Genomic DNA, 21,575 nt, shown 5'->3' with positions numbered 1-21,575 from the left:
AGAGTAAATCATGAAAAAAATATTATATACAGGCATTGTTTCTTTATGCCTTGCTTTTACAACTACATCATGTTCGGATTTTCTCGATACGAGACCGTATGACAAGATCATAGGAGACGATACATGGACCAGTGAGACATTGGCTGAGTCTTATGTCTATTCCATTTATTCCACTGTACTGCAAAAAAGTTTATGGCTGGGTGCTTACGGCCATCGTTATTCATGTCATTCCGAAAGTTCTACCAAGAATGCCATGACGGGAACCTTGAATAGCTCCTACTGGTCGAGAGACCGTTCGGAAGGAGTTACGGCGGATGATAATTATGAATGGCTAGATTACAGCGTCTTATGGCGTATCCATACTGCTATCGATGAGATTTCTGCAAGTGCGATCTTTTCGGATGAGTTTAAGAGTCGTACGATCGGTGAGTTGAAGTTTTTACGTGCAGCCCATTATTTCCTGTTTGCCCGTCAGTATGGCGGTTTACAGATCATAGATCGCGTATTGTCTGTGGAAGATGATCTGCAGATACCTCGTTCTTCCATTAAAGACACTTACGACTTTATTATTAAGGATTTGCAAGATGCGGCAAACGCGTTGCCGACTACCGGTGAAGTAGCCAGAGGACGTGCGAGCAGTACAGCCGCTTATGCTTTGTTAATGCGTGTTGCGAACCAGGCAGCCGCTTATGTAGACGGAGGAACGGCGCAGAGTGAATATTACGATAAGGTGATAGCTGCCGGTACGGCTTTGGGACTGGATGTCGAAGGTAGCCGGTTAAGCCCTTATTATGACATGTTCCGTTCTTATGAAACTGCTATTGCTGCACAGGAACAGATACTGGTTGTGGAACGTTTGAAATTGAATACTTCTTTACATGATACACCTATGCAGTACCAGGGATTATGGCATGCCGGTAATATTTCGGAGTATGCTAAAAAGAATTATCCTATCCACGCAACGATGAACTATTGGGGAATGGATGGCGGTTCATGGCCTACCCAGGATCTGGTCGATGATTATCTGGTTGAAGATGTGGACGGCTCCGTCAAATACTGGGAAGATGCTTCTTATGTACAGACTGGTTCCAATGTGGATGAGAAAATGTATTTCAGTAAAGATAAGAAGAGGGATTTACGTTTTTATACGACTATCTTGTATGACAGTTGTCTGTATTTCAACGGACAGGAACGTATATTCTTCCGTCGTGACGGAAACTGTTCAAACTCGAACAGCCCGATAAATGCTGGTGCGGAAGATGAATATGGACGCAGGGCAGGTGATCTGGATAATTATAATTCTTCGACCGGCTATGCGATGGTGAAGTATCATTACGATCATGTGGTTTCTTTACCTGATCCGGGATCACAGAAATTGGACTATTGCTATTCGGTATTACGTTATGGCGAAGCTTATCTGAATATGGCAGAGGCTTATCTGATGAAGGGAGATTTTGCCAATGCACGGAAATATATGATTCCGACAATGGTGAAACATGGTGGATTCAGTGCGGAAAAAGCGGCGCAATACCTTAATTCGAAAAGTGGAAATGGTTGGAACGATCCGCTCTTCGAGGCTTACAAACGTGAGCGGAATGTGGAAATGGTGTATGAATGTAACGATCGTTACTGGTCTTTGCTGCGCTGGGGAATGCGTCAGAGTGGTGGTGTCGGTAATGGTACTTATGCAACCGGAGGTTTTATTATCCCTGAATTGACAGGTTCGTTGCGTGGTATCCGTATCTCACGTGACGGGCAGACCTACAATTTCTTTACTGTTAATAATGCGATAGGAGAGGCCCGGTTCACACCGAAACGTTATTTAGTCCCCTTGAACCGTAAATTCTGCCTGAAAGCGGGAGTCGAACAGAATCCGGGATGGGAATGATCATGTAAAATAGTAACTAAAAAAACAAGTACAATGAAAAGAGTTTATAATATATTGATCGGATGTTTGCTGATGTTCGTTATGAACAGTTGCCTGTATCACAATTTGCAAGACCTGGAAAATTCGTCGGATAAGGTAATGACGAATGTCGACTATTCTTATCGTTTCTTATATAATGATACGATCCAGAAAGGAACTGCTAACCAGGAAATAGAAGAAGGCCGTGTTTGTGAGGTGATATTTAATAAAAAGATGGAAGCGGTTGAGGAAAATGGCAAGACTGGTTTCAAAACGACTTTAAGCCATAGCCTGAACAGTATCCAGAAGGCTGGTCCGTCTGGCTCTGTGACGAAGGAGATGTTGTATGATATGTTTAAGGAGCAGATTGCGCAAGACGGTTTGACAAAGTTGTGGGTGTATGTCTCTATTTCGGATGCTGCAACCATTTCACCTTTGGATGAGGCTCCCAGGCTGGGAGCTCCCGGCGATTTTTCTCAGGATCGTTTTTACCGCGTAACAGCTGCAGACGGTTCTTTTCAGGACTATATCCTGAAAACTGTTAAGGACTTCTGAAAATGAGCTGCGTTTGAAGATTTATTTTTGATCTTATTTCTAAAATACAGCCGGGAATCGGTAGCTGGTATAGCTGACTGGTTCCCGGCATTTCTGTATAACGGTTGTTTCCTGTGTGTGGTACGAAGCTTTTTAGTTCCTAATTTTATACATTATGTTTGTGAAGGTTCCGATTTGAAGTTTTTTTGTTTTGACAAAGAGGAAAAGCATACGAATAATTATTGTTAATTTGCGTATGTAGAGAAGATTATCAATCTTATTAAAACACAAATACATTATGAAAGTAAGGATACTATTTTTCCTGATGATTTCGATTTTATTCTTACCATCGGTTTTCGCGAATGATTTTATCGTTCCACGCCTTTCCCCTTTACCTGCGAAGATGGAGAAACAGAAAGTTTCTTTGGCAGGAAATTGGTTGTTCAATCCTTCACCGGAAAGTGAATTCTGGAATAAAGGGAATGTTTCAGGTTGGAAAAGCATAGAAGTTCCCGGTGAATGGGTAATGCAGGGATTTGAAGTGGAGAAAGGGAAGCCTGCCGGTTATTTTCGGACATTTACTGTCCCTGCTTCCTGGAGCGGACAACGGATCAAGTTACGTTGTAACGGGATATACAGCGACAGCCGGATTTTTATAAACGGTAAGGAGGCGGGTTCCCATTTGGGTGGTTTTACTGCTTTCGAACTGGATGTGACCGGACTAATAGAAGCCGGAAAAGAGAACAGGATAGCAGTTTCAGTCATATCGGAGAGCCTGGCGGATTCCACGTCGAGCGGATCTCAGTATGCCGTACACCCGTTGGGAGGGATTACGCGCGATCTGTATCTGTTTACATTGCCGGAAGTGAATTTGTCGATGTTCCATGCTGCGACTTTATTCGATTCGACTTATACGGATGCTACGCTAAAGGCTGAAGTAGAGGTTATGAATGAATCTTCGGATGCAGCTAAAGGATTGTCCCTTCATTTCATTTTGAAAGATAGAAACGGAAAGGAGATCCCGTTAAAACAAAATACAACTCCGGTCGGTGTTGTCAGGGTGGGGACATTTGAGAAGATGACGCTTTCATTTCCTGTTACGGAACCGGATAAATGGGATTCGGAACATCCTGTTCTGTACACTTTCACCTGCCAGTTAAAGAGCGGGAAACAAATATTGCATGAGACTACCCGCCGTATCGGTTTCCGTCAGATAGAGGTACGGGGTAATCAGATGTATGTAAATAATATGCCGGTGAAGCTTCGGGGTGTTTGCCGCCATGAGGTAATGCCGTTACGCGGACGTTCGGTAAATGGGGATATATGGCGTCGGGATGTCGAGTTGTTCCGTCGTGGCAATGTGAATTATATCCGTACTTCCCACTATCCGCCGGATGAGGCTTTGCTGGGGGCTTGTGACGAACTGGGAATGCTAGTAGAAGTGGAGGCCCCTTTCTGTTGGGCACATAATACCAAAGTATCGGACGACAAACACGATGTCGTTCTGGTAAATCAGCACGTGGAAATGGTCAACCTGAACCGGAGCCATCCTTCCGTCATCATGTGGTCGATGGGAAATGAATCGACACTGTTTACCGAATATTTCAAAAAGGCGTCGGAAGTCGTGAAGATTATAGACCCCACCCGTCCCCGTATCTTTAGCCAGTGGGGACCGGATGCGGATAACGGGGAACTGGAGGTGACCAATCATCACTATCCCGGACCTACCGGACCGGATAAATACCGTAATAGCAAACGCCCTGTCACATTCGATGAGTTTTGCCACCTGAATGCTTATAACCGCTTGGAGCTGGCTGCCGATCCGGGACTTCGTTCGATGTGGGGACCGTTGCTGGATCGGATGTGGAATGATATGTATCATAGCCAGGGTGTTCTGGGTGGTGCGATATGGGCGGGTATCGACGATACTTTCTTCTTGCCGGGAGAAAAGGCGGTCGGTTACGGAACCTGGGGACCGATAGACGGATGGCGACGTGAAAAACCGGAATATTGGGGAATGAAGAAAGCCTTCAGTCCGGTTAAGATAATGCAGAAAGGTAATATGACGGCCGACGGCATTGTCCGTTTCTATGTGGAGAACCGTCATAATTTCAGTAACCTTTCCGAATGTTCCATTGAATGGAAAGTAGGAAAGAAGAGCGGTAAGATCACTGCGGATATCGCTCCCCGTACTGAAGGCGATATAGAGGTCCGTTTACTGGAAGAATTGCGTAATGCGGAGATCATGGAACTGGCGGTGATTGGTGTTCGCGGTTTTGTCATCGATGAATATCGATTCCGCATCTTACCTGAACAATTGAAGGAACAGACACCGGATCAGACCGGAACTCTTTCCTGGCAGGAAGGACCGAATGCGATCGAAATACAATCCGGCAAAGGACATTTTTCTATAAACAGACGAACCGGTTTGTTATCGGCCGAATGTAACGGAAAGACTGTTTTGCATCAGTCTCCTTCATTGATGGTGTTACCTTTGAACGGAGAAGGCGAAGGGATTCAGATGGTAGGAAAGGATCAGAAATTTGAGCCTTATAACCCCGTTTGCGAGGACTGGCTGGCCCAGTCGGTTACTTTTGTACCCGGCGAAGAGGTTGTTTCCGTAAAGGTGAAAGGAAATTATAAAGAAGCAGAAGGTGTATTGGAATATCGTTTCCATAAGAATGGTGAAGTCACTTTTACTTATGATTTTACGATGCTTCAGGATATTTCACCCCGGCAAACCGGATTGGTTTTCACGCTACCTTCTTCTTTCACTCATTTGGATTGGGAGCGTAAAGGGTATTGGACTGTGTATCCCGAGGATAATATAGATGCCCTGAAAGGAGAGGCCGAGGCTTTTGATAAATCTTTACCGGTATCCGGATTGGCCGGGCCATCCAAACAACCATTGAAACCCTGGTCATACGATCAGACGGCAGCGGGTTCAAATCTGTTTCGTTCTACCAAAGAGAATATCTACCGGGCAGGTCTGAAGAGTAAGGAGGGCAATTCTGTTACCGTCATTTCCGATGGTACGCAACATGTCCGCCCATGGATAGAAAAAGAGGCCACTCGCTTGTTGGTGGCCGGTTATAATAATCCGGGAAGAGAGAACTTCCTGATTCCTCATGCAGAAAAGGGATACAGGCCACTCAAAAGAGGGGATAAGGTAGAAGGGATTGTTAAACTGGTATTTTAGATTATTCACGGTTTGATTTAACCGATTGATAAATAAACAATTCACAGTGTTTTCAAAAAGCAGTGGTAACGATTTGGTAACTATCCGTATTTCAGTGATTTGTAGTGCTGTCTCTTCAAATTACTCAGGGACAAAGGCTGGCAATTTATTTGGAATTTCGAATGCATTTTTCCTTTTTTTATCTGATAAGTACCTCTCCTATGGAAAGAAAAATAGGATAAGACTTTTATCGGAAATACTCTTTCAGGGTATGAGAATGGATGATTTCCGATAAAATTCATTTCAGCCTTAACGTTTTATTCTTGGAATATACCTTTGTGTTCTGATAAATAAGGTGTTATTCCATCTATTAAAATTTCTAATCTTCATTTTTTAAAATTGTCACTATAATCTCAATTTGTTCTTTCGTGATTTTCTGTTGTTTGTCAATAAATGCTTTAAGTTTCTCATATGCTTTGGGATTGAGTTTATCCTCTGCTATCTGAAATAATGTTTCAGTATCATTATTTTTGTCTATCGTGATTGTGTCACTGGAATTATCAAATAGTTTTGAAACTATAATGCTTTGTCCGTTTTCAAAGTATGCTTCAAGTATCAAATTGTATTTGCCTTTTGTCAATGTCGGTTGTCTATCGATGAAAGTGATTTTGCCTTTCCCTAATGGAATAAATTTTATTTCTGTGTCGAGAGAAAAATTATCTTTACTTAGATTGTTGAGCGATTTTAGGTTTGAAGTCAAAACAAATGTATCTTCTACAAATCTGTCTTCAGAAATGGACAAAAGTCTTTCTGCAATTTTGTCCAAATATTCATTATCTTGAACTGATTTCCATTTATTAGGTATAATGCCACTCCCATGTAATGCACCAACAAGCCCTCCTGTAAAAGCTGCAATACTATCTGTATCAGATCCTAATGAGTTGACAGCCTCTATAATTGCATTCAATGGTTTATCGTGAAATTTTGCAGCCAAATAAATTCCAGCAATAACGGTTGAAGTTCCAGATCCCTTTGTCTTTGGGTCAAAGCATCCTAACTTTTTTAGTGTTTCTTGAGTAGGTGAATTTTGTTTTATGCTTTGAAAAACAAAGCGTAAATAATTTTGAGTTTCTGCAATAGTTTCTGCATAAACATACTCAAATGTTTTATCGCTTGAATTATTCCACTCTTTAATCCATTCTTTTATTTCTGCTTTATCGACAAATGAAAGTTCAAACTTTTTAGGAAAATCCAAACCGATTCGGGTAATGTAATTCTCCCAATTAAAATCCTCTGGTCTAAAAACAATAATCTGATCAACGGCATATCCATATAACATTGCCCCTAAAATCGCTCTTGGATGTCCATGAGTTACTATGCTATTGCAAAAAATTTCTTCTTTGATTTTTTCAACGTTTCCAAGGTTAGCTAATGCAATTGGCAAAATCCGCATTGCCGCACCATTCGCACCGCTTTGCCGATAATCGTAAATTTCTCCGTTTACTTTGAAAGAATAAAAATTATTAAACCATCTTACTGATTTTCTTTTGATTTTATCTGCTGCTGTTTTTACAGTCCTACCCCCACCTCTCGCATAATCTAACCAATTGGCAAGTTCGACTTTTGCAAAATAGTCATGATCTAAACTCCCGTCTTTTCTTATACTTCGAGCTACTGAAAGAAGTAATTGTGTATCATCCGAATAAGAGCCAGCTTTGATAATATCTACATAACCATAAAATCTACCACCAACATTTTTTTTCCAAGTATAAAAATTATCGATTCGGTCGATTTTAAATTTTTCTTTCAGTGATTGTGCACTTTTTTCAAACTCGGTCATCCACCCCAAAGCATCTCCAATGGCTGATAATTTAATACTTCCTCTATATTTTGTTTCTGGTTTCATCTTATATTCTTGAATTGGTAAATAATGAGGCATCAACGGCAAAGTTGCTTGTATCATAATCGCTTAACGCGGCTTTTCCTGTGGCTAAATCTTTTTCGTCCTTGAAACAAACTTGCAAAATATCAGATACAGGAATTTCATTTTTGACTAAAACTTCAGCTTGTTCATCGGTGGGATATTTGTTCTTTAAGTCATTTCTTGTAATTGTTTTTGAGCTATATGAAGTGATAATAGGCAATGAATTTGCGAACATCATTCGGAACTTGTTAATATCACCTGTTACACCGACATTTCTCTTATTGTGGCTATTTGCAGCATTTGTAACCGAAAATAAGGTATCAGCATGATACACATATTTTTTGTCAATTTTCAGGACACACCAATAAATATGGCTCTCGTCAACCGTTTTTTGTCGAAAACGGCTGAATAAAAACGAATTTGGGTGTTGAATAGACAGATTTATATAACTTTTATCATCAAATCTGATATTGTCCGTAAATTCGACATAGTCAAAAATATCGGTTTGGTCAATATCAAACCGTTCAAGCAAGGATCTTGATAGCAATTTACCTTGCTCAAAAATACTTAATAAGTTGATTGTCGGTGTAAAGTGAATTAAATGTTCAATCCCTCTACTGGCTATTTCTTCTTGAAATTCTATACTATCTCGTTTCATTATCAAAAAGGTAAATCGTCATCTAAATCTATTTCTAAAGCACTCTTATTCCCAATTTTATCAAGCAAATTTTCATCTATTTCAGATAGATATCTTGTTGGATTTCCACTAGATAACAAATAAAGTCTCTCTCTTGCTCTTGTCATTGAGGTATACAGCAACCGTCTCTCTGTTGAAATATGAAATTCATCGTTTATGTCAATAAATCCCGGGGGATAAGGAATAACATCATCGTTAAGATCAAAGATAAACACATTTTCAAATTCAAGTCCTTTCACTGATGATAATGTGCAAATTTTTATTGATTCGCTTTCAAAGTCAATGTCTTCCGAGTTTAACAGGATTTGTGTAGGATACCCATTAGCCGCTAAAAAACTTTCAATGTTATTTAGCCCGCTTCTACTTCTGTGTAGAATAACGGTTGAACTTATATTATTGCTTATTTTCAGTTTGTTTAGAGCCTGCAACAAATAGGCACATTGTTCATCCCAATTTTGGAAATATCCAACAATTGGCTTTTCTTCCCCTTTCCTTGCGGTTTCAACAGTTGTAAAATCACTTTTGTCGTCTTCTTTGTCAAGGAGCGACAACGCTGCTCTTGCTATTTGTACTGTATTTCTGTAATTTTTCTTAAACTCAATAGTCCTTCCTCCCCTTACATTTAATCCAACTTCACTCCAAGTAAAGCCGCTTTTATAAATTCGTTGGGCGGCATCGGCAATGATAGAAATGCTTTTTGTTTCCTCAGAAACAAGCTGTGAGATAACGAGAATTTGAGCTTTGCTCAAATCTTGTGCTTCATCAACAATAATATGAGTGAACGGTTTTGTGAAATTTGGTTTTGAGTTAATAATTTCCAAACACAATAAAGCATAATCATCAAAATCTACTTGGCAATTTGCTCTTAATTGATTGTTGTAGTCTGTATAAATACTCCAAATTATCTCCTTGTCTGGCTTCGTTACTCTATCACTTGTACCTCTACCTGTTCGTTTTGCATCAAAATATTCATCTTTGGATTGAAAGGCCTTACCTTTCATCCAAGATATTTCTTCAAGGAAAAAATCGGAAGATTTACCCGTAATTGATAAATTAGGGGATTTAAATTTGGCTATAGATTTTGCAATGATTGATTTTTGCAAATCACCCATTACTGTTCTACCATACAGGTTGTTTCCATGTGATTTTATAAATGAAAAAGCCCATTTATGAAAACTTGTTACAAAGACATTCATCCCTTTGGGTTTTATAGGCTTAATTTCGTCACTATTTGCCTGATAACCTCCTGAAATATGCGGAGTTATGGCATTGATGTATTTTACAAGAGTTTTATTATATGTGAAAATTGCAACTTTTGCTTCTTGAAATAAATTTGATTGAGTATCAAGCAAATGTTTAGCTCGATATAAAGCAACAGTTGTTTTGCCACTTCCTGCAACTCCCTTGATTTGTATAGGTTCAGTAACCTGTAAAAACAGAACCCTTTTTTGCTCTCCTTTTAGAGTAATCGGTTTTAATGCCATAACTTTGCTGTTTATTTACCTCTCAATTCTTCCTTTTATAACATGCACATCAATCCTAATCGGCACAGAGTTTATAATAAGCGCATAAATTTGCCACATGAGCAGTACATGAGAAAGTGCTTCAGTTCATGAGAATTTCGTTTCGTCAACAAATTTATAAATATTTGACTAACAGACCTAATTTATCTCTTAAAACTTTTGTTTTTATCCATTTCTGACTTTGTTGGGGGCTTGATATGTGGCCTTATCACTTGCTTAATCCCTTGATATTTCTGTTTGAACTAGTTGAAAATATTCTACCCGTTGATAGATAGTTTCAGTCTGTCTGAATCCTTGTTCTCCTTAAATAGCCAACAATTTGACTTCCTGTACACTGAATGATTGTTTGTGTTCGGACAAATGGATTTTGCCCGTAATCGCTACCATATCTCTTTTGAACAGCTGCTTAATGGCATTTGTTTTTAATCCTATTGTTTTTCATAGCTGCGCTATCTGTAAGCGTCCATTTGAAAGTGGAGATACGTTTTATCGTTTTGCGTCTTGTGTGGCTCATAGTCCTGCTTAAGTTATTTTATATGGGTTTCAAGGTTGGATATTTTCGTTTCTTTTTGTTGGATATAGTCGTGTAAATTAAGGAACTTCTTCTACGTTCCATCCTTTTGGTCATACCAGTATCGGACACTATCATATACTTTTTGCTTTAGCTCTTGGAGATATTCAATATTCTCTTCCTGTATCTTGTTTTGCGCATATAAGCCCCGATAATATTGAGATGTAGCAACGTGTATAGCCTCTGAACCGTCAACACTTCGTTGTAAACTATACTTAGCCATCTGCTCGGCATAGCTGTTTTGGTACTCTTTGAGTTTTAAACGATTTATCACGTCATTGTCCCAATAGCAATAAATCTGCTCATACTTTGCAAGCCAATCCGATAGTTTGGATGTGTTGCTGGTGGAGTTCAAAATCAAATAGTCCCTCTCCTTGATTATAGATGGCGTAGGGTTATTGCGCTACTTTAGCATCATCTAGAATAGATAGTCCATAAAACCCTCAAACGGACAACACGATGTAGTACTGTCGTTAATGGCGGTTACCGTTTTGAGGGCAAAGTACCCTTTGAAATACTTATTGCGTAGTTCATACGCTTCCTGTTCATAGCCAAAGGAGATGGCAAAGTAGAGTTTGCCGTTGTGCTTGTAATACACCTCTTGGCAAGCTTGCTGTGCCAATGATACTGGTCTCTGTTGTTCAGAAAGGAATTGGAGTAATGTAACGTTGCTGAATGGCTTAACAGTTATATCCTTGAAACTGGCAAAACTCTCTCACTGGCGAAAAGAGAAAGATTGTGGTTTGAGATTGGCTGCATTGCTTTCGATGGCATTCAGAGCGTATACCATACTGTCTGTTCGTGCAACTGCATTGCCACGATATTATATCACCCTCTTTGCCTAAACTAAAATCGTATCACTTGTTATGGGGTTGGTTTATTTTAATATATATTCAATTGCTTTTTCGATCCATACATCTTGTCCGTTACGGATCTCCTGGTTTGTCGGGCGGACTTCGATGTCTATCTTAACGCCTTTGCGCTGGCATTGTTCCCAGTTCGGGTAATAAGCTCCCAAAGCGGTGTAGATGCAGGTGGCTTTACCTGGCAGATAAAAACTTCCGATATTGCCGTCTGCTCCGGCTGTCGTGCTGCCGATAATGGCACTTTGCGGAGCTTTGCGATAAGCCATGGAGGAAAACTCTCCATGACTTTGAGTTCCTTCATTTACCAGAATGGCTACTTTCCCTTTGAAATAGTCGGGATTATCGGAGCCTGCTTTTGCTATGGAACATAATTTATAGTTGCCCGGAGCTTCATTCCGGTTAAATGAAAACCACATGAATTCTTGCGGAGCAGGAAGCAGTAAATTGGGTAAAGTACCGTAAGCCGCCATGGAAGGATATTTTCGCATGTCGAGTATTACGCCTTTTGCATTCTTATTGTTTTGAATCATATCGGTAATGGCATCGCTTTCTGCCGTCGACACATCTATATATATAATTTTTTTGGCTGACAGATTGTAATCTTTCGGCCATTTCATGTCGCTGAGTTCATGGGGCTGTCTACGCCTGTTTTGTCCGAAGTTTTTGATATCTATCTGTATTTCTTTTCCGTTGCGGATACAAGTGATATTCATATATCCTGTATCGGTCCGCAGTAACCAGGGCAATACGTTTCTGACCAATGTCGGATGGTTGGAGGCGGGGACGTACGGACTAAGATCTGTTATAATCTTTTTTACATCCTCACCATCGATCGTACGAATAATGTCTCCTCTTTCCAACTCGAATGTCCGTGTATCCCTGACCACGATGTCACCGCTTTTCGACTCTGTTAATGTAACAGGGACCACAAAACTGTCGGATTGTCTTTTCAAAATCGTTTTTTCCAAGTCCTCTCTGGGTATATAAACGAAACCATGTGAATCGTTAATGCAAGTGAGTAATTCCAGAATAGCCAGTTTATACTCTTCGTTATCAACTGGTGACACGAATCTGGGAAGGAATTTCCCTAGTAATGTATCCCACTGTTTATCTGTCATTTCTGTATATGGAAAACAATATTCAACGGCATTCCATAACCTGTATAAAGTCAGGATACGGTAACCTTGGTCTTTCCAGGGAATCAGAGGATATTCTTTTTCACGGTCGAATAAAGAAGATCCGCCACTTTGATAAGGGATCAGATAGTAATTGAATTTAAGATTGCGTTTTGCATTCTTGATTGTATTCAATTTGGATATTAATGGGGCATCGAATAAATTTTCGTCGTTTATCCAGTCCGTATCGATGATACGTGAATATTTACTGGAATCTTCTATTGCGTAGGAGACAGTTTGGGTTATCTTTCCGTATTTGTCGATCCATTCATTCAGTAATTTATTTCTTTTGTCTTTGTCGGGAGCTTTGGCTATTTGAGGTAATATCCTGAATAATTCGTAGTCCCAATTGTAATTACCCTGGGTAACTTCTGGGTGGTAATATTTCAGGAACCCCCAGACCTTACCCAGTACCTCCAAATTTTCATATGTTTGTGTGGTCGGGGCGGATAGGCAGAAGGACGATCCGTAATCAAATTCTTTATCTTTTTCTACTGAAAATTCGTGATTGACAAATGCCCCTAACGGTTTTTTATCTAATTGGGCCTGCCAGTTGCTTGTCCACAATTCGATATTTCCGGTAGTGAAGACGAAGAAATTGATACCCGATGTCAATGAAGACATGGCTGTTTTAATGGTAAAATCATTCCACTCTGAATCTCCGGAGCGTTTCCCTATCTCAGTCATGGCATTAGCCATAGTATCCTGTCCCATTTGTTGTATACCGAAAACGATAGAGGTGCTGTCGGCTCCTTTGTATTTAAACTTTCCGGAAAAATAAATAGAATCGCCGGTAATATCTCTGGTGTTGGCGTAATAATAAACCTGGGATATTTTAAGGCTGTCAGCCGGATCGTTTTGTAACTTCAATGACTTCCGGTCATTGAATAGTTCAACCGAATCGATTGACGCATTTCCATTGGAGACAAACCAACCATTCAACTCAAGAGAGGATAAATGGCCCTTTTTTATACGAGGATTGTTGTCGAATGACATCAAATCGGATTGTGTGCCTTGTTGTGAACAAGAGCATATCCATACGAGTAGTATACAAATAAAAAAAGAGGAATTTTTCATGCTAGTCTGATTAAGTTTGTAACTTTGTTCAATTACAAATATACGGAAATAGTGATATATATGTTTATAAGCCTTTGAGAATTATGTTAATTTAAAATCAATACATTATGACAGGTATTAAAGAATTGCAGACATTATTAGCGAATGTAGATCCGGTATTGGATGAGCGGAGTTTTGTTTTTTGTACTTTCCCGGATTTTAATAGCAATGATATCTGCCGTCTGAATCCGATAGGAATGTTTCAAGAAAAAGAGGGAGTGACATTAATCATAACAAAGCAGCAGGCTATTGACAGTCATATCGACTATGAATCTGTTTATAAGCTTATTTCTTTGAATGTTCATTCCAGTTTGGATGCTGTTGGATTGACAGCCGCTTTTTCTGCAAAACTGGCAGAAAAGAATATTAGTGCGAATGTTGTTGCAGCCTATTATCACGACCATATTTTTGTACCTGAAGAAAAAGCAGAACAAGCTTTGATGGCAATTTGTGAACTACAATAATCAGGAGGAATACAACCTGCTTGAAAGGTCAGGTCTTTTGAAATGTTAAGACAGGACTTTTAATTACAAAATAAGGGACTTTTGAATTCAAAAGTCCCTTATTTTTTCGGAGATAGTTATGCCCTGTTTTATTAGGATTCTACTATCGCGGAATTACCCTGTTGTTCTTCATTTTTTGCCAATAGGTTGTCAAGATCATTGATTTGGTGGTCGAAATAAACAGCCAGAGCATTAATCTCCCGTCCGTTTTGTGACAGATAAGTGATACAATCAATTAATTGTGCAGTTAACTGGGCCATTTTTCGTTTGTTTATATTTATGTCCGGTTGTTGCATGTAGAGGGTAAGACTACGAAAGAGGATGGGAATAAAGCGATCCCACGGAAGTTCAAGGCTTGTTGCCAGACTTTTCATACATTTCAATTGGTGACGGAGATACTCGAGGTCCAGCTCATTACTTTTGCTGTTGAATGCTTCCCGTATACGGCGGGCTTCTTCTTTGAAAAAGACTTCACTAGAGATTTCTTTCGGGAGTGTCGATGTGTTTTCTGCTTCATTCATGGTAGTATTTTCTTTAAAGCACAGGTGGAAAAAAACGGTTCCGCCCTTCCCGTTACTCAACACATCTAAGATGCTGGAGGCACATTAATGCTCTCCACGGGGGTACGAAACCGCCTATGGGAAGAGTTGCAGGCAAAAAAATGCCTGCAACTGATCAGAAGCAGGTTATCCCACATCTTAGATATATGTTGAGTACTGCAAATATAACGCTTTTATAGAAAATACAAGGAATACAGAAGAAATAATCAAAGAAACAACGTTGTCTTTGTAATGTGTTTTATATCTTTACAATTGATTTAAAGGATGCATATTCTGTTTTTTCAAAAAAAAATGTTGGTATCTTTATATTTTATTTTAAAGAATAAGATATTTATTATATATAATATAAGGAATCGCGTTTGTTACATCGGACAAAAATATAACTAATTTCACCGGGTGGTGTAAAGGGTTTATTGATAGACGATTAAAGATGAATAGTAAATTGCACTTTTACATCGGGAGTTACATCGTAATATTTGTTAATAAATTTGATGCTATGGATGAGTTCCGGTCTGTTAATGAGAAGCTGGCAATCGATTTAATGGGATTGCCTTACGTAAAAATTCCACGTTATACCCTGGATTTGTTAAAGTGTCCGGCTACCCGCCAGTTGGGACAGCTTCATTTGTTGTTATTCGACATTTGCTTTTTTGCCGATGGTTATACTGATTTGAACGGACGGAAGGTTCCGTGCAAAAGAGGAGAGTACGTCGGTACACAACAGGAATTAGCCGACCTGTCAGGTATCAATATCGGTTCGATCAATCGCTTGATACGTAAATTGGAAGCCCTGCACCTGATCTCCGTCACTAAAATACAGGGAGGAAGTTTAATAAAAGTACACGGTTATACAAGCCTGATCGCAGCTCCGGGAGTAAAAGATGATTCCCGGAAGAGGAATGGAAGACAATTTAACGATAATCTTTACGGAAACTGAAAGGTTTTATAGCAGCCGAATGGACCGGACAAATGAGAATAATTTCGTTTCATCTTTAGGAAAGATAAAAAAATACATATCTTTACGAAATAAAATTTAATCATACTTTAGAGATATGAGGGAAATTATCACCTGTTTTTATAGCTATTTATCTGAGCATTTTGGTGATAAAAATGGAAGGGTAGAATTCGGGGTGATAAATCAGACCGGATTAGGGCTTCATGTCCCGTTTTTTTTAAAGAGAAATATGGTTCCATGTTTTAATATACACAAATTACCGGAAGTTATCAGGCAGTATCCAAAGGTAGAAATTCAACCGTATGAAATAGATAATTTTAACCATTTTGACGTTCGTTCTTTAGTTCCGGGAGTTTTCTTTTGTCCTCTATTGGCGATATATTGTTGTTGTGTAGCCTCTTTTTATTTTCTGTCTGAGCTTTCTGTCCAAAACGCGGTTCATATAGAACTTTGGTAATTTGGCGTGAAAACCTTGTTAACTTCCTTATTAATCCGGTCTTATAGTGAGTATAATAGAGAACTTTGTCCGTAAATCCGGATAAAGTGGTATCTGGTTCTATAAATTTATACCATGCTTTATAATTTTCAGGTAATAAATCCCCGTAATTTCGGAAAAAACTCTCCTTTTTGACAACATATTCGTTTTTCATACAGCCAATGAATATTAATATAGTACATAGTTCTATATGAACTATGGCTGAAATGTCCTCTGACTTGTTGCGGTTTTTGGTGTGTTCCTATTTTTTGTTCACGACTCTTAAACCTTTCAAAAGCATGAGTTCAGAGAAAGATATATATGAGATAGCAGCTTTGGGGACGCTCTTCAGACGTTTTTATAAGCCTTTACGGACGTATGCTTTTCGTTTCGTAAATGATACGGACCTGGCGGAAGACATTGTGCAGGATACTTTTTTCGAACTTTGGCAAAGGCGCGATTCGATTGAATTTGAAGGTGCAGTAAAATCCTATTTGTTCAAATCGGTATATAACAGATCCATCAATGTGATGCATAAAAAATATCAGAATAAAGAATATTCATTGGATGAGAGTAATGAAAGCGACATTCTCGAACAATATATGTCTGCTAATATCCTGAACTCGGAGCAAAGTTTACTTTTGAAAGAACTGGAAGCAGAAATAACCTTATTTATAGACACATTATCACCGCAATGCAAGAAAATATTTTTACTCAGTCGCTCATACGGTTTAAAGAACCGTGAAATAGCCGAACAATTGGAAGTCAGTATAAAAGCGGTTGAGAAACAGATAAGTAAAGCCTTGTCAGGACTGAAAAAACATTTGACTGAAGAAGGGCTGATCTCACTGCTCATTTTATTGTCGGGAATATCTTAACATAAAGGCAAATAAAAAATATTTCAAATAGGGGGTAGGGTAAAACCCCGAAATTTTGTACTACTAATAGAATGGAAAATATGGAGAATTTCACAACTGATATAAATCTTATAATAATCCGTTACCTGGACGGTTCGGCAAGCCTGGAAGAGAAAAGACAATTACTTCAGTGGCTGAAGGAATCGGAAAAGAACAGAAGTGATTTTACGGATACGAGAGATCTGTGGCTTTCGTGTAATGCTTCTGCCGACAATGAGTTGGAAGTGGATATCGCTCTCGACAGGTTGAAGATGCGTATTCTGAACGAACATGAACGGATAGAGAAGAAAACCCGGCGGTCATTTATCCGTTGGTATCAGGCTGCTGCTGTTTTGCTTGTTTTGTTCGGATTGTACTTCTGGTTGAGTATTGAACAGACGGAACCGAAACTGATGGTGCAGAACCAGCTGATAACGGCCAAAGGCAGTAAAGGTAAATTTACTTTACCGGACGGGACGGTTGTCTGGCTGAATTCGGAGAGCCGCCTGGTCTATCCTGATCAGTTCGCTGATGGTAAAAGAACGGTCAATCTGGTCGGAGGCGCTTACTTTGAAGTGGTAAGGGACGAAGAAAAGCCGTTCATCGTAAAGGCGGGTGATGTGGACGTGGAAGTTTTAGGTACGAGTTTTAATATATCGAGTTATCCTTTTAAAGAGAATATAGAGACGGCCTTATTGAGCGGAAGCGTAAAAATATCCGGTCCTTCCGTTCACCGGGAAGTTTATTTGAAGCCCAATGAGGTTTTTGAGTATAAGAAAGACCTCCAGGCTGCAACAGTGAAATCGGCCAATGCTAGTTTATATGCCGACTGGATCAAAGACCGGCTTGTTTTCGATAACCGCCCTCTTTCCGATATTCTGATCAGTATGGAAGGATGGTATAATATAGATATAGTGTGTCCGGAAAAATTTGCTGAATCGACTTATATGTCATTTACGATCCGTCAGGAGGACATCGACGAGATATTGAGGGCGATGAGTTTTATTATTCCGATCAGTTATCAGATAAAAAACGGAAAGGCATTTATTATGCCTAAGTAATAGAGTATTAACCTTAAAAAAAAGAATGCTTATGAGACCAGACATATAGAGAAAAAGAAAATAGGCGAATGCGGTAACATTCACCTATTCCGAAGATTTTAATTAAACAATCACATCTCTTGGCAGGGAATGGGATAAATGTCTAACTAGAAAAATCCATGTAAAAATATGAATAAATTTTATGGGAAGGGCTTATTATGTCCTTTCTTAACAGAAATAAACTTTCGGGGAATGAAAATAGTCCTGATTTTGTTAACCGTCGTGCTGTTTAAAGTTTCTGCTGTAGAAACTTACGCCCAAAGCACCAGAATTGATTTAAACATGAAAAACTCTACCGTCAAAGAAGTTTTGAAGGATATCGAGAGTAAAAGTGAATTCACCTTTTTTTATAATGACAACGCGATCGATACCAATCGTCGGGTTAGTATCAATGTGGCAAAGAAACGGATCGATGAAATATTGACCGTGATTTTGCCTGAATGTTCTTATAAAGTAGAAAACAAAAAGATCATCATTGTTCCGAAAGCGTTGGAAGATGTCGCTACCGCACAACAGCAGGGAAAGAAACTGACCGGTAAAGTGGTGGATCATAACAACGAGCCGATCATCGGTGCTGCTGTAGCTGTTGCCGGAACAACGATCGGTACGGTAACGGATATCGATGGTAATTTTGCATTACAGGTTCCGGATAATGCAACCTTGCAGGTTTCTTATATCGGATACCAGAGTTTTCTTGAAAAAGTGGGAAACCAGACGAATTTGATGATCACACTGAAAGAAGATACGCAGTTGATCGATGAGGTGGTAGTAGTAGGTTACGGTACGCAGAAGAAAGTGAACCTGACCGGTGCCATCACTTCCGTGAAGACGGACGATCTGAATAAGATCCCGACCTCCAACTTGTCTAATACGCTGGCAGGACGTGCTCCGGGTGTAACGGTAACTACTACTTCCGGTATGGCGGGGGCTTCTTCCAAGATCCGTATGCGTGGTAGCTTCGGTGAACCTTTGTTCGTTATTAATAATGTAATTAAAGACAAAGCAGCTTTCGATGCTCTGGATCCGAATGAGGTAGATAATATCAGCTTCCTGAAAGATGCGGCCAGTGCTTCTATCTATGGTTCGAAGGCAGGTAACGGCGTTGTATTGGTAACAACGAAAGCCGGTAAGAACCAGAAACCGGAATTTCAGTACAAGGGTGTTTTCAGTGTCTCCAATACGACCCGCCCTTTGCAGGATTACTCGGCAACCGATGAGCTGATCTGGGCAAACCGTGTAGCGGAAACCAAAGGGCTTCCGTCTCCTTACGGACAGGAAATATTCGATTATTTTGCGGATAAGAGTTATAATGTAAATGATTACGTATGGAGAAATCCGTCTTCTCAGCAACATAATATCAGTGTCAATGGCGGTAGCGATCGTATTACTTATTATATGATGCTGGGCTTCCATGACGAGAATGGCTCTTATAAGAAACTGGATTTCAAGAAATACAATTTCCGTTCCGATATTACGGCTCAAGTATCCAAACGTTTCAATGTGAACTTTAACCTGAGCGGTAACCAGAAGGAGTATAATCGTTTTTATTGGCCGTACGATAAGGTGGACGACTTTAATGTGCCTGATTTTTATCGTACAACTTTCAACTGGACTCGTTTATACCCATTTTATGTGGACGATAACGGTAACCCGACGACCGATACGAATGCCAATCCGGTGACAGCCGGTTCATGGAATCCGGTCGATATGGTTCTTGGTAATCGTTATCAGAAAACGACAAGACGGACGATCGACGGACAGGTTCGCTTTAATCTCGACCTGGGACAGTTTGTCGATGGATTGAAAACCAGCTTCCTGGCCCAGTACACGGCTTATGATGAGAATCTGAAAGGCTTCCTGACCCATAACAAAGGATATCGTTTTAAGAGTGCAAGTGCGGATAATAAATTTGTCCCGACTAAGGTCGATCCGAATGATATGGTAGTTCACAACCTGAGTTCCAATTATGAAGGAATCCGTGAGATGGTCAAACTGGATCATTCTTATCAGATCAACTGGTTCCTGCAGTATGACAAGGTATTCAATAAAAAACATGCCGTATCTGCTTTATTGGTATATGAACAGTCTGAATCAGGCGGTAAGACGTTGAACGGTACAGCCGACGACATGCTTACTACGTCGATCGACCAGATATTTGTAACATCCAGCGATACACAGCGTCGTTACTTCAGCGGTAGTGAATGGGAAAAGGCCCGCCAGTCTGTTGTCGGACGTTTCAACTACTCATATGCAGATAAATACATTGCTGAATTCTCTTTCCGTGAAGACGGTAACTATAAATTCGCTCCGGGTGAACGTTGGGGATTCTTCCCTTCCGGTTCTGTGGCATGGCGTATGTCGGAAGAAGGCTTTATGAAGAATATCTCATGGCTGAGCAACCTGAAGATCCGTGGTTCTTACGGTACGACCGGTGATGATAATAACTGGGACGGTGAAGATAACATCGCTGCTTTCTTGTGGCGCGAATCGTATAAGAACGGTACAGGTTTCATCTTCGGTGATAACTACCAGAATGGTCTGACGGTAGGTAGTACGGCTAATCCGTATATCTCATGGGCAAAACTGGAAGTATATGATATCGGTCTTGATTTCGGTTTCTTCGATAACCGCCTGAGTGGTGAGTTCGACTACTTCTATAAGAATAAGAATCATATCCTTAGAGCCCGTAACCGTGTCATCCCGGGTACTTATGGCGCCAGCCTGAGTAACGAGAATTATGCAGAGCAGGATTGGAAAGGTACTGAAGTTTCTTTGAAATGGTCGGATACATATCGTTCTCTGGATTACAGCGTATATGCTAATCTGGGTTATGTGAAAGATACCTGGAAGGTATTGGATGAGGCTGAAGGGCTGGAAGCATGGAGAAGTGCGATCGGTCATCCGAACACTCGTCTGCAGGGATATCTTTGTGAGGGTATTATCCGTACACAGGAACAACTGGATGCTCTTCCTGAAGGCTTTACGCAGTTTGGACGTAAGCCGATCCTGGGAACGCTTCTGTACAAGGATATTCGCGGTTCCAACTATTCGGAAGGTGCCGACGGAAAGATCGACAGTAACGATAATACGTATCTCTCCGATAAGGGAACTCCCCGTATCAACTATGGTTTCGGTTTCAATCTGTCATGGAAAGGTATCACGTTGGATGCTCACTTCCAGGGAGTAGGAGCTTACGACCGTATGTTGAAGACCAAGAATGGCGACGGTGTATTCCAGGTAGGTGACAAACCATACTTCGAGTTGTGGACCGGTGATGTCTGGAGACCGGACAATGTAGATGCGAAATATCCGCGTGTAAGTGGTGAATGGCAGGAAGAATACGGTGCAGCCGGTTCTACTTACTGGATGAGGAACGGAGCTTATATGCGTTTGAAGAATCTGAATATCGGCTATACATTGCCTCGTACATGGTTCTCGAAACTAGGAGTGAATAATGTTCAGGTGTTTGTTAATGCAACCAACTTATTCTGTATCTCAGGCATGGACGAAATGGATCCGGAACAGGATACGTTGGATTCTTATCCTCTGATGAGAACATTTACAGGTGGTTTAAGTATTAATTTCTAATAGATTAT

16 protein-coding genes are annotated in these 21,575 nt (G+C 40.1%); 9 read left to right on the top strand and 7 right to left on the bottom strand.

Going from position 1 to position 21,575, the window contains the following annotated elements:
• The first annotated feature begins 10 nt into the window (after nucleotides 1–10).
• From IEY67_RS11615 to IEY67_RS11605, 3 genes are all read left to right on the top strand, one after another.
• Nucleotides 11–1,888: a RagB/SusD family nutrient uptake outer membrane protein gene (locus IEY67_RS11615; protein WP_183671428.1), complete on the top strand. Its 1,878-nt coding sequence runs from the start codon at nucleotides 11–13 to the stop codon at nucleotides 1,886–1,888.
• A gap of 33 nt (nucleotides 1,889–1,921) precedes the next feature.
• Nucleotides 1,922–2,461, top strand: coding sequence for a DUF5018-related domain-containing protein (locus IEY67_RS11610; protein WP_183671429.1), 540 nt, complete (start codon nucleotides 1,922–1,924; stop codon nucleotides 2,459–2,461).
• Nucleotides 2,462–2,738: 277 nt separating this feature from the next.
• Nucleotides 2,739–5,639 carry a glycoside hydrolase family 2 TIM barrel-domain containing protein gene (locus tag IEY67_RS11605; RefSeq protein ID WP_183671430.1) on the top strand — a complete coding sequence of 967 codons (2,901 nt, stop codon included), beginning with the start codon at nucleotides 2,739–2,741 and terminating at the stop codon, nucleotides 5,637–5,639.
• Nucleotides 5,640–5,997: 358 nt separating this feature from the next.
• On the opposite strand, the gene IEY67_RS11600 is transcribed toward IEY67_RS11605, so the two are convergent.
• From IEY67_RS11600 to IEY67_RS25505, 4 genes are all read right to left on the bottom strand, one after another.
• Nucleotides 5,998–7,581, bottom strand: coding sequence for an ADP-ribosylglycohydrolase family protein (locus IEY67_RS11600; protein ID WP_221267798.1), 1,584 nt, complete (start codon nucleotides 7,579–7,581; stop codon nucleotides 5,998–6,000).
• Entirely contained in the window at nucleotides 7,526–8,200 is a 675-nt protein-coding gene (locus IEY67_RS11595; protein ID WP_183671431.1) for a DarT ssDNA thymidine ADP-ribosyltransferase family protein, read from the bottom strand. Before IEY67_RS11595 ends, IEY67_RS11600 begins: the two co-directional genes overlap by 56 nt.
• Before the next feature lie 2 nt (nucleotides 8,201–8,202).
• Entirely contained in the window at nucleotides 8,203–9,723 is a 1,521-nt protein-coding gene (locus IEY67_RS11590) for a 3'-5' exonuclease (RefSeq protein ID WP_183671432.1), read from the bottom strand.
• Nucleotides 9,724–10,751: 1,028 nt separating this feature from the next.
• Complete coding sequence (locus IEY67_RS25505; RefSeq protein ID WP_506330613.1) at nucleotides 10,752–11,024, bottom strand: DUF8464 domain-containing protein; 273 nt, start codon at nucleotides 11,022–11,024, stop codon at nucleotides 10,752–10,754.
• A 4-nt stretch (nucleotides 11,025–11,028) separates the two neighbouring features.
• Between IEY67_RS25505 and IEY67_RS11585 the strand changes: the two genes are divergently transcribed.
• Nucleotides 11,029–11,178: a hypothetical protein gene (locus IEY67_RS11585; RefSeq protein WP_183671433.1), complete on the top strand. Its 150-nt coding sequence runs from the start codon at nucleotides 11,029–11,031 to the stop codon at nucleotides 11,176–11,178.
• Between the two features lie 32 nt (nucleotides 11,179–11,210).
• Here IEY67_RS11585 and IEY67_RS11580 read toward each other — a convergent pair whose 3' ends face one another.
• The gene (locus IEY67_RS11580) at nucleotides 11,211–13,370 is read right to left on the bottom strand and encodes a S41 family peptidase (protein WP_183671434.1); all 2,160 of its coding nucleotides are present in this window, start codon (nucleotides 13,368–13,370) and stop codon (nucleotides 11,211–11,213) included.
• A 188-nt stretch (nucleotides 13,371–13,558) separates the two neighbouring features.
• Between IEY67_RS11580 and IEY67_RS11575 the strand changes: the two genes are divergently transcribed.
• Nucleotides 13,559–13,954 (top strand): ACT domain-containing protein, encoded by a 396-nt coding sequence (locus tag IEY67_RS11575; protein WP_122373445.1) that lies wholly within the window; start codon nucleotides 13,559–13,561, stop codon nucleotides 13,952–13,954.
• A gap of 131 nt (nucleotides 13,955–14,085) precedes the next feature.
• On the opposite strand, the gene IEY67_RS11570 is transcribed toward IEY67_RS11575, so the two are convergent.
• Nucleotides 14,086–14,514 carry a hypothetical protein gene (locus IEY67_RS11570; RefSeq protein ID WP_183671435.1) on the bottom strand — a complete coding sequence of 143 codons (429 nt, stop codon included), beginning with the start codon at nucleotides 14,512–14,514 and terminating at the stop codon, nucleotides 14,086–14,088.
• Nucleotides 14,515–15,049: 535 nt separating this feature from the next.
• On the opposite strand from IEY67_RS11570, the gene IEY67_RS11565 reads away from it, so the two are divergent.
• Nucleotides 15,050–15,490, top strand: coding sequence for a helix-turn-helix domain-containing protein (locus IEY67_RS11565; RefSeq protein ID WP_122351518.1), 441 nt, complete (start codon nucleotides 15,050–15,052; stop codon nucleotides 15,488–15,490).
• 335 nt (nucleotides 15,491–15,825) lie between these two features.
• On the opposite strand, the gene IEY67_RS11560 is transcribed toward IEY67_RS11565, so the two are convergent.
• Complete coding sequence (locus tag IEY67_RS11560) at nucleotides 15,826–16,158, bottom strand: hypothetical protein (RefSeq protein ID WP_183671436.1); 333 nt, start codon at nucleotides 16,156–16,158, stop codon at nucleotides 15,826–15,828.
• A gap of 124 nt (nucleotides 16,159–16,282) precedes the next feature.
• Here IEY67_RS11560 and IEY67_RS11555 point away from each other — a divergent pair, with 124 nt between their 5' ends.
• From IEY67_RS11555 to IEY67_RS11545, 3 genes are all read left to right on the top strand, one after another.
• The gene (locus IEY67_RS11555; protein WP_122351672.1) at nucleotides 16,283–16,861 is read left to right on the top strand and encodes an RNA polymerase sigma-70 factor; all 579 of its coding nucleotides are present in this window, start codon (nucleotides 16,283–16,285) and stop codon (nucleotides 16,859–16,861) included.
• Nucleotides 16,862–16,941: 80 nt separating this feature from the next.
• Complete coding sequence (locus IEY67_RS11550) at nucleotides 16,942–17,940, top strand: FecR family protein (RefSeq protein ID WP_122351671.1); 999 nt, start codon at nucleotides 16,942–16,944, stop codon at nucleotides 17,938–17,940.
• Between the two features lie 321 nt (nucleotides 17,941–18,261).
• Nucleotides 18,262–21,567: a TonB-dependent receptor gene (locus tag IEY67_RS11545; protein WP_229801038.1), complete on the top strand. Its 3,306-nt coding sequence runs from the start codon at nucleotides 18,262–18,264 to the stop codon at nucleotides 21,565–21,567.
• Nucleotides 21,568–21,575: the final 8 nt, after the last annotated feature.

The organism is Parabacteroides faecis (assembly GCF_014647375.1).
Taxonomy (GTDB): domain Bacteria; phylum Bacteroidota; class Bacteroidia; order Bacteroidales; family Tannerellaceae; genus Parabacteroides; species Parabacteroides faecis.
The sequence above is the reverse complement of the archived record's forward strand: the minus strand, read 5'-3'. Positions and strand labels throughout refer to the sequence as shown.

Coding starts and splice junctions, on each gene's coding strand:
- IEY67_RS11570 (WP_183671435.1), bottom strand. CDS start 14,514: ATGAATGAAGCAGAAAACACATCGACACTCCCGAAAGAAATCTCTAGT.
- IEY67_RS11565 (WP_122351518.1), top strand. CDS start 15,050: ATGGATGAGTTCCGGTCTGTTAATGAGAAGCTGGCAATCGATTTAATG.
- IEY67_RS11605 (WP_183671430.1), top strand. CDS start 2,739: ATGAAAGTAAGGATACTATTTTTCCTGATGATTTCGATTTTATTCTTA.
- IEY67_RS11550 (WP_122351671.1), top strand. CDS start 16,942: ATGGAGAATTTCACAACTGATATAAATCTTATAATAATCCGTTACCTG.
- IEY67_RS11610 (WP_183671429.1), top strand. CDS start 1,922: ATGAAAAGAGTTTATAATATATTGATCGGATGTTTGCTGATGTTCGTT.
- IEY67_RS11600 (WP_221267798.1), bottom strand. CDS start 7,581: ATGATACAAGCAACTTTGCCGTTGATGCCTCATTATTTACCAATTCAA.
- IEY67_RS11595 (WP_183671431.1), bottom strand. CDS start 8,200: ATGAAACGAGATAGTATAGAATTTCAAGAAGAAATAGCCAGTAGAGGG.
- IEY67_RS11580 (WP_183671434.1), bottom strand. CDS start 13,370: ATGTCATTCGACAACAATCCTCGTATAAAAAAGGGCCATTTATCCTCT.
- IEY67_RS11555 (WP_122351672.1), top strand. CDS start 16,283: ATGAGTTCAGAGAAAGATATATATGAGATAGCAGCTTTGGGGACGCTC.
- IEY67_RS11615 (WP_183671428.1), top strand. CDS start 11: ATGAAAAAAATATTATATACAGGCATTGTTTCTTTATGCCTTGCTTTT.
- IEY67_RS11590 (WP_183671432.1), bottom strand. CDS start 9,723: ATGGCATTAAAACCGATTACTCTAAAAGGAGAGCAAAAAAGGGTTCTG.
- IEY67_RS11560 (WP_183671436.1), bottom strand. CDS start 16,158: ATGAAAAACGAATATGTTGTCAAAAAGGAGAGTTTTTTCCGAAATTAC.
- IEY67_RS11545 (WP_229801038.1), top strand. CDS start 18,262: ATGAAAAACTCTACCGTCAAAGAAGTTTTGAAGGATATCGAGAGTAAA.
- IEY67_RS11575 (WP_122373445.1), top strand. CDS start 13,559: ATGACAGGTATTAAAGAATTGCAGACATTATTAGCGAATGTAGATCCG.